Below are 8,547 nucleotides of genomic sequence, written 5' to 3'. Positions count from 1 at the left end.
GGCCTACAAGGCAGGTGGTCGCGCGGTGCTCGAGCACCTCAGGGTTTATGGCTACCAGGGTGACGTCACTGTGGTTCATCCCAGTGCGACCGAAGTCGACGACCGGCGCGCCGTCCCCTCGCTGCGTGACATCGGCCATGTACCCGATGTGGTCGTGGTTGCGGTGCCGGCCCGGCACGTCCTGGGTGTCCTGCAGGAGTGCGCCGACATCGGGGTAACGCAGACTCTCGTGTTGACAGCCGGCTTCGCGGACATGGGACCCGACGGCCTGGCCCTGGAACAGTCCCTCCTCGACTTCGCGAGCGAGCACGGCATCGCCATGGTCGGGCCGAACAGCACCGGTCTGGTCACCGTACGCAGCGGGCTGGCGATGAGCATGACGTCGGTGCTGACGGAGGGAGAGCCGATCGCCCCTGGCGGCCTCGCGGTGATCGCGCAGAGCGGTGCGATCGGCAGCACCGTTGTCGAGCGGGCCCGTCTGGCAGGCGTCGGCATCTCGCACATCGTGAGTACGGGCAACCAGCGGGACATGGACATCCCCGACTTCGTGGCCTTCTTCGCCGAGCACCCCGATGTCGACACCGTGGCCCTCTACGTCGAGTCCATCCGCGATGGCGTGCTGTTCTCCCAGGCTGTCGAGAGGCTCCACGCCGCCGGCAAGCGTCTCGTGGCCTATCTCGGCGGCCGTACGGACGCCGGTGAGCAGGCTGCGGCAAGCCACACCGGCAAGATCGCGGGCAGGGGCGCTCTCGAGCTCGGGCTCCTGCGCGCTCTCGGTGTCACCGTCGTCGATGACCCGGACGACCTGTGGGTCCTTGGCGCAGTCCGCACCACGACGACCAGCACACCTTTCCCCAGGCGCTGGGGCATGGTCGCCTACTCCGGGGGAATGGCCGTGCTTGCCACCGAGCAGCTGGCGTCGGCGGGTGTCGTGTTCCCGGCGCTCTCCCAGCAGACGCTCGGGAAGGTCAAGGAGCGATCTCCGCAGTTCGTCGCGGCGCACAACCCCCTCGACGTGGGGCCCGGATCGATGCCGCACGACTTCCGCAGCTACTTGTCTGCCGTGGCCGCGGATCCTGCCGTCGAGGCATTATGCGTCCCACTCCCGATGGGTGCACGGGGTTGGAACCAGCAGAGCGTCGACGACGTGCTCACGGTGATGGACGAAAGCGGTAAGCCCTTCGTCGTGCTGTGGTACGGCGGCTATGCGCTGCGTCCATACATCGAGCAATTGCGTGCGCGAGGCGTCCTGGTCGCCGAGAAGCCGTCCGACCTTGGAAGGCTTGTCCGCGCGTTGCTGGGACCCGAGCGTACGACCACAGGGGAGGCAGCCGTTGTCGACCACTGTGGCGCCGGATCCCCATCGGCGAAAGGCGGAGCTGCCGCACTGCAACGGTTGGCCGCGCATGGCGTCGACGTCGCCGCCATGCGCGTGCTCGGCGACGATCCTGCGGCTGTGGCCAAGGCCGCGGCAGAGCTCGGCTACCCGGTCGTGCTGAAGATCGGCGACGAGGACGTGGCGCACCGCACCGAACTCGGGCTCGTCACCGTCGGGCTCAGGAGCGAAGACGCCGTGGTGTCGGCGCTCGGCGTGATGCGGGAGCGAGCCGGCAGAGCAGGGGTTCCAGGTACTCGGCAGTGGCTGCTGCAGGCCATGGCCACCGGCGGCGTCGAGCTCGTCCTCACCGTCCGAAACGCCGGTCGTCTCGGCGTCTTCGGGAGTATCGGCCTCGGTGGGGCAGCCGTGGAAGTCCTGCGGGACGTCGAGTCCGTCCCCCTGCCCTGTGACGAGGAGACCCTCCGCCGTGCGCTGAGCCGCCTGCGCACGGCGGATCTGTTCTTCGGCTTCAGGGGGTCAGACCCCGTGGACCTGGGATGGGTGCATCACACGCTGCACCGGATGGCCGACCTCCTCCACACCGCGCGGCTGCGGGAGATCGAGGTCAACCCTGCCCTCGTCGATGGGGGCGGTGGAGTCGTTGTGGACGCCCTCTTCGTGCCTGACATCTCTGGTTGACGTTGTTCAAATTCAGTCTAGAATTAGAAATCGATGCGATGAGCGCGCGCAACGTGCGGTCATGATTCCTCGGAGAGTCACATGAGCGATGACGCCAGGGCGCCTGTCTTCGACTGCGACCAGCACTACTACGAGCCGCTCGACGCCTTCACGAGGCATCGGCCCAGGGAATGGGCCGAGCGAACGGTGCAACTGGCCGAGATCGACGGGCGTAAACGACTGATCGTCGGCGGCAGGGTCGACAAGACGGTGACGAACCCGACGTTCGACCCCATCGTCAAGCCCGGTGTCATGGCCGACTATTTCCGGGGCAACAAGGCTGGCAAGCCGCTGTCGGAGTACCTCGCGCAGCGCGAGCCGCTCCCGGCCTACTACCGCGACCGGGACGCCCGAATCCGCAAGCTGGACGAGCAGGAGATCCAGTGTGTCTGGATGCTGCCGTCCCTCGGCATGGGAATCGAGGAGAGCCTGCAGGAGGACGTGCCAGCGGCGGCCGTCGCGTTCAAGGCATTCAACCGCTTCCTTCTCGACGACTGGGGCTACAACTACCAGGACCGCATCTTCACCGCGCCCTACCTGGCCTTCGGAGACGTCGACGCCGCAGTGGGAGAGGTCGAGCACGGTCTCGACAACGGAGCGCGCATCTTCGTCGTCCGGCCGCAGGCCGTGTACACCGAAGACGGGTGGATCAGTCCCGGTAACGAGCGGTTCGACCCCATCTTCGCCCGCCTCGCCGAAGCGGGTGCCACGCTCATCCCGCATGTCGGCGAGGTCGGGGGCGTCGGCCTCGACAAGTACGTTGATCACCACGGCAACATCATTGGTGGGGTGGCCCCGCCGCTTGAAGTTGCGGTCGGTCACGACCGGGCGATCGGTAACTACCTGGGTGCCCTCGTCTGTGACAAGTTGTTCGAGCGCTTCCCCAGCCTCCGTGTGGCGTCCGTGGAGAACGGTGCAGAGTTTCTCTCTCTCCTGCTGGCGGGGCTCAACCGTGCGGGTTTCCAACAGCCTGGATATTTCTCCTCGGATCCAGTCGAGCAGTTCAAGCAGCATGTCTGGGTCGCGCCCTTCTGGGAGGACAACCTGCTCGAGGTCGTCAGGCATCTCGGACCCGACCATGTGCTTTTCGGATCCGACTACCCGCATCCCGAGGGCCTTGCCGAGCCGAGGCAGTACGAAAAGATCACCGCAGAGCTGAACGACCCGGTTGCCGAACGCAAGATCCTGTGGAGCAACACCGCGATGCTGACAGGTTTGTCTGTCGGCATCGGCTGAGCGGCCCTGATCCGATCATGGAGCTGAAGGGCAAAGTCGTCGTCGTCACGGGCAGCGCGCGGGGGATGGGCGCGGCCATGTGCCGCCGCTTCGCCACAGAGGGGGCGACCATCGTGGTGTCCGATATCGACCAACTGGGGACCATGAGGGTGGCCGACGAGCTCGGCTGCCTCGGCCACCCCTGCGACGTGCGGATGGAGGACCAGGTCATCGACCTGGTCGACGCCGCGACCCGCGAGCACGGGCGTGTCGATGTCTTCGTGTCCAACGCAGGTGTGCTGTGGGGAGAGCCCTGGGACGGCACCACGCCGCTGCAGGAGCGTGGCAATCCCTGGGCGTCCAACGCCGCCTGGCAGGAGGTCTGGGACGTCAACGTGATGCAGCAGGTTTATGCCGCGCGCGCGGTGCTGCCCCAGATGCTCGCGCGAGGTGAGGGCTACCTTGTCCAGAATGCGTCCGCGGGTGGTCTGCTGACCGCACTCGGCAACGCGCCGTATACGGCCGTAAAGCATGCGGCGGTGGGTCTTACGGAATGGCTCGCCATCCACTACGGGGACGCCGGTATCAAGGTGTCCTGCATCGTGGCGGAGGGGGTGCGGACAGACATGCTGCGCGGCGCCCAGGGCGAGTGGTTCGCTGTCGCGGGTGCCGTGACGCCAGAGGACGCCGCACAGTCGATCGTCGACGGGGTGCGTAAGGAGGAATTCCTGATCCTCACCCACCCGGACGTTTCGAGGTATTTCCAGGGCAAGGCTGCCGACCACGACGCCTGGCTTGTGAAGATGCGGCGTCTGCACGCCAGGACTCCGCGCTGACATGCTGCTGACACGGAGGAGTGCCCATGGTCGTCGTACGTGACGAGCTGTATGTCGCAGGTAGGTGGCGGCGACCACATGGGCAGGATGAACTCCTGGTTCATGGAGCGGCGAATGGGGCCGTGATCGGGATCATCCCCGATGCGGATGCTGTCGACGTCGACGACGCCGTCGAGGCGGCGAAGCAGGCGTTCCCGGCCTGGTCCACGACGCCATTACGCGAACGCCTGGAGCTGATCAGACGCCTGGAGGAGGCGCTGACCGCCCGTATCGACGAACTGGCTAGAACCATCACCACCGAGGTTGGTACTCCGGTGCGGGTGTCCCGGCTCCTGCAGGCAGAGGCGCCATGCCGATCTCTCGCGCACTACAGAGCATTGCTTCCGGAGCTCTCGCTCGAGGAGAAGATCGGCTCGTCGGTCGTCATCCGTGAGCCGCTCGGCGTCGTCGCGTGCATCACCGCGTGGAATTACCCCCTGCAGCAGGTGCTCGGCAAGGTGGGAGCTGCGCTGGCGACGGGATGCACGACGGTCGTGAAGCCGTCGGAGGTGGCTCCGCTCAGCGCCTTCATCGTGGCGGAGGCCGTCGACGAGGCGGGCTTCCCCGCGGGCGTCTTCAACCTGGTCACCGGTACTGCGGAGTCGGTGGGGGAACCGCTGGTCGTCCATTCGGACGTCGACATGGTCCACGTCACGGGCAGTACCCGGGCCGGCCGTCGGATCGGAGCGCTCGCGGCAGGGACGATAAAGCGGCTGGCCTTGGAGCTCGGCGGCAAGTCCGCCAACGTGATCCTCGACGACGCCGACCTTGCTCAGGCCGTGAAGGTCGGCGTTGCGAACTGCTTCACCAACAGCGGGCAGACCTGCACCGCGTGGACGCGCATGCTTGTGCCGCACGGGCGGCTTGCCGAGGTGGAGGAGCTGGTGAAGGCGCGGGTGGCCGGCTACCGGTTGGGCGACCCTCTCGACCCGGCGACGAACATGGGGCCGCTGGTCTCTCAGAGGCAGCAGGAGTCGGTCCGCGGCTTCATCCGCGGCGCCCTCGACGAAGGCGCCCGACTGGTCGCCGGGGGGCCGGAGCAGCCCGAGGAGACGTCCGTAGGCTACTTCGTCAAGCCCACGGTCTTCTCTGACGTCATGCCAGGGATGACCATTGCCCAGGAAGAGGTTTTCGGTCCCGTCCTGGCGATCATGCCATTCGATGATGACGATGACGCCATCCGGATCGCCAACTCCACCATCTACGGGCTCGCGGGCGGTGTGTGGTCGCAGGACACCGCTCGTGCAGCGCGGGTGGCGCGCCGCATCCGTGCCGGACAGGTCGACATCAACGGCTCGTTCTTCAACGCCCAGGCCCCGTTCGGGGGTTTCAAACAGTCGGGTGTCGGTCGGGAGCTGGGGATACACGGGCTGCTCGAGTTCTACGAGCTCAAGTCACTCCAGTACGCGTGACCGCCGAGGAAGAGGAGCAGGACCACAGTGGACTTCACCGAGGCTGAGGACCTCCGGCTGATCCGCGATGCGATTCGCAGCATCTGCAGCAAGTTCGACGACGAGTACTGGGCCGGGCGTGACGCGAAGCACGAGTTCCCCTGGGACTTCTACACCGCCCTCGCCGAGGGCGGCTGGATCGGCATCGCCATCCCGGAGGAGTACGGCGGAGGTGGGCGGGGGCTGCTGGAGGCGTCGGTGATCCTCGAGGAGGTAGCTGCCTCCGGGGCCGCGATGAACGGCTGCAGCGCGATCCATCTGTCCATCTTCGGGATGCACCCGATCGCCCTGCACGGCAGTGAGGAGCTCAAGCGGAAGTACCTTCCGCGGGTGGCGAGCGGTGACCTGCACGTTGCCTTCGGCGTGACCGAGCCGGACGCCGGTACCGAGACGCTCGCCATCCGGACGTCGGCCAGGCTCGAGGGGGACCATTACCGCGTACGCGGGCAGAAGGTCTGGACCTCCAAGGCGCTCGAGTCGGAGAAGGTGCTGCTGCTGGTCCGCACGACCCCGGTCGAGCAGGTGCGCACCCGCACGGAGGGACTGACCCTGCTCATGGCCGACCTTCAGAACCCGGCCGTGACGATCCGGCCCATCCCGAAGGCGGGTCGCAACGCTGTCGCCTCCTGCGAGACGGTCTACGACGACCTGCTCGTCCACGTGTCTGACAGGGTCGGAGAAGAGGGAGCGGGCTTCCGGTATCTGCTCGACGGCCTCAACGCCGAGCGCATCCTGATCGCCAGTGAGGCGCTCGGCATCGGGCGTGCCGCGCTGCGCCGGGCGGTCGGCTATGCGCGCGATCGTGTCGTCTACGGACGACCCATCGGGCAGAACCAGGGCATCGCGTTCCCGCTCGCCGAAGCGCACTCGCGGCTGCAGGCCGCAGAGTTGGTCACCCGTCGGGCCGGTTGGCTGCTCGATCAGCGCCTGCCGGCAGGCGCGGAGGCCAACATGGCGAAGTTCCTCGCCACGGATGCCGGCTTCCAGGCCGCCGACGTTGCCATGCAGGTGCACGGCGGTTTCGGATACGCCGAGGAGTACCACGTGGCCCGCTACTGGCGCGAGGCCAGACTGATGAAGATCGCACCCCTTCCGCAGGAGCTCGTGCTCGCCTACATCTCGCAGCACGTCCTCGGCCTGCCCAAGAGCTACTGAAGCACGGGTGTGCACCCCTTGACCTGATTCGAAATCAACATAGATTCAACCGGGGGTCGCCTGCCATGCCGAGAGTGGCGTCCCGTCGGACACTGAGAGCCGAGGAGCAGACGTGACCACCATGACCGAAGCGCTGCCTGAGCAGCCCGCGCCGCTGACGGCAGAGCATGGCTCCGGCTACAAGGTTTTAGGCGACTGGCTGCGGGACGAAGCTGCGCGCGACCCCGACCGGGACTTCGTGCAGTGCGCGAGCCCCTGGATGACGCTCGGGGAACTCGACCGGCTCTCGGACACTGTGGCGGCTGCCCTTCAGGGCCTTGGCGTCGGTAAAGGTGACCGCGTGGCGATCAACCTTCCCAACCGCATCGAGTACATCGTTCTCATCTACGCGATCGCCAAGACCGGAGCGATCCAGGTCCCGCTGAACACCTACCTGCGTGGCGACTTCCTGCGGCACCAGCTCGCACAGACCACACCGCGCGTCTACATCGGCGATGCCGCCGCTCTGCAGATGCTCGAGCCCGTGCTGCCTGAGCTCGACGGCATCGAACACCTGGTGGTCGTCGGGGAAGCCCCTGAGACGACGTCGCTGCCCGACCTCACGCCGTTCGCGTCGCTTGAGGGCTCGCCTCGGCCCCTCGAACCGGTGGCCCTCTCGTCCGCGGATGTGTGTGCCGTCATCTACACGTCGGGGACCACGGGTCCGTCGAAGGGCTGCACGATTACGCACGGGTACTACTGCAACCTCGTCAACGTCTTTATCGATTTCGGCTGGTACGCCGAGGGCGATGTTGTCTTCGGTGCGAACCCCCTGTTCCACTTCAGCGGCCAGACCTGGCTCGTGGCCGCCGCCCTGGCCGTCAGGGGATCCGCCATCGTCGAGCCGTCCTTCAGCGCGTCCGGCTACATGTCCCGCATCCGCGAGACGGGTGCGACGACGGCGATGGGCATGGGCGCCATGGGAATGGCGATCATGACTACACCGCCGAGCCCGGAGGACAAGCAGCACAAGCTGCGCCACATCACCTTCATGCCGTCGACCCCTGCACTCGTCGAGCAGTTCGCGGAGCGCTTCGGTATCGAGCCCTTCGCTGAGGTCTTCGGGCAGTCCGAGTGCTGGCCAGCGCTGCTGGGCGACCCTCGTGGCATGCGCAAGCCTGGCAGCATGGGCAAGCTGACGCCCGGCCTGCAGGTCAAGATCGTCGATGAGGGTGACGTCGAGGTGCCCCCGGGAGAGCCCGGTGAGATCGTGGTCCGCGCGGAGGAGCCTTATCGTCTGTTCTCCGGTTACTGGCGCAATGACGCGGCCACCGTCGAGACTTTCCGTAACCTCTGGCACCACACCGGAGACAGCGGCCGCGTCGACGAGGACGGGTACTTCTGGTTCGTCGACCGCAAGAAGGATTCGCTGCGGCGCCGCGGGGAGAACGTGTCCTCGCTCGAGCTCGAAGCAGCGTTGATGAAGCACCCTGCCTTCTCGGCGGTCGCAGTCCACGCGGTGCCGTCAGAGCTGTCCGAGGACGACATCAAGGTGTGCATCGTTCTCAAGCCGGATGAGTCGGTCGAGCCCGAGGAGCTCTTCGACTTCTTCAGGACCACACTGCCGTACTACGCGGTCCCCCGTTACGTGGAGTTCCTCGACGCTCTGCCGGCAAACGTCAACGGCCGCGTGCAGAAGTTCAAGCTTCGCGAGCGCGGCATCACGGCGGAGACGATCGACTTCGAGGCGCTGGGTCTGGTCATCGCGAGGAGCGAACGTCGGGCTACGTGAGTGTCCATCCTGACTCCGCCGGCC

6 protein-coding genes are annotated in these 8,547 nt (G+C 66.6%); all 6 read left to right on the top strand.

The features are described 5' to 3' along the window. On the top strand, positions 1 to 2,017 hold a 2,017-nt coding region (locus NBW84_RS19660), incomplete at its 5' end, for an acetate--CoA ligase family protein (protein WP_250286261.1). Between the two features lie 81 nt (positions 2,018 to 2,098). Beyond that, positions 2,099 to 3,292 (top strand): amidohydrolase family protein, encoded by a 1,194-nt coding sequence (locus NBW84_RS19655; protein WP_250286259.1) that lies wholly within the window; start codon positions 2,099 to 2,101, stop codon positions 3,290 to 3,292. A 17-nt stretch (positions 3,293 to 3,309) separates the two neighbouring features. Continuing rightward, on the top strand, positions 3,310 to 4,107 hold the full coding sequence (locus tag NBW84_RS19650) for an SDR family NAD(P)-dependent oxidoreductase (protein ID WP_250286257.1): 798 nt from the start codon (positions 3,310 to 3,312) through the stop codon (positions 4,105 to 4,107). A gap of 26 nt (positions 4,108 to 4,133) precedes the next feature. Then, on the top strand, positions 4,134 to 5,558 hold the full coding sequence (locus NBW84_RS19645; RefSeq protein WP_445548779.1) for an aldehyde dehydrogenase family protein: 1,425 nt from the start codon (positions 4,134 to 4,136) through the stop codon (positions 5,556 to 5,558). Between the two features lie 27 nt (positions 5,559 to 5,585). Further along, complete coding sequence (locus tag NBW84_RS19640) at positions 5,586 to 6,752, top strand: acyl-CoA dehydrogenase family protein (RefSeq protein WP_131767400.1); 1,167 nt, start codon at positions 5,586 to 5,588, stop codon at positions 6,750 to 6,752. A gap of 121 nt (positions 6,753 to 6,873) precedes the next feature. Beyond that, a complete protein-coding gene (locus NBW84_RS19635; RefSeq protein WP_250286263.1) occupies positions 6,874 to 8,523 on the top strand; it encodes an AMP-binding protein in 1,650 nt (549 codons plus the stop codon). Positions 8,524 to 8,547 lie beyond the last annotated feature (24 nt).

This window comes from Protofrankia sp. CiP1_Cm_nod2 (assembly GCF_920664355.1).
Classification (GTDB): domain Bacteria; phylum Actinomycetota; class Actinomycetes; order Frankiales; family Frankiaceae; genus Protofrankia.
The sequence above is the reverse complement of the archived record's forward strand: the minus strand, read 5'-3'. Positions and strand labels throughout refer to the sequence as shown.

Excerpts from the sequence above, each read along its gene's own strand:
- NBW84_RS19635 (WP_250286263.1), top strand. The coding sequence starts at position 6,874 with ATGACCGAAGCGCTGCCTGAGCAGCCCGCGCCGCTGACGGCAGAGCAT.
- NBW84_RS19645 (WP_445548779.1), top strand. The coding sequence starts at position 4,134 with ATGGTCGTCGTACGTGACGAGCTGTATGTCGCAGGTAGGTGGCGGCGA.
- NBW84_RS19650 (WP_250286257.1), top strand. The coding sequence starts at position 3,310 with ATGGAGCTGAAGGGCAAAGTCGTCGTCGTCACGGGCAGCGCGCGGGGG.
- NBW84_RS19655 (WP_250286259.1), top strand. The coding sequence starts at position 2,099 with ATGAGCGATGACGCCAGGGCGCCTGTCTTCGACTGCGACCAGCACTAC.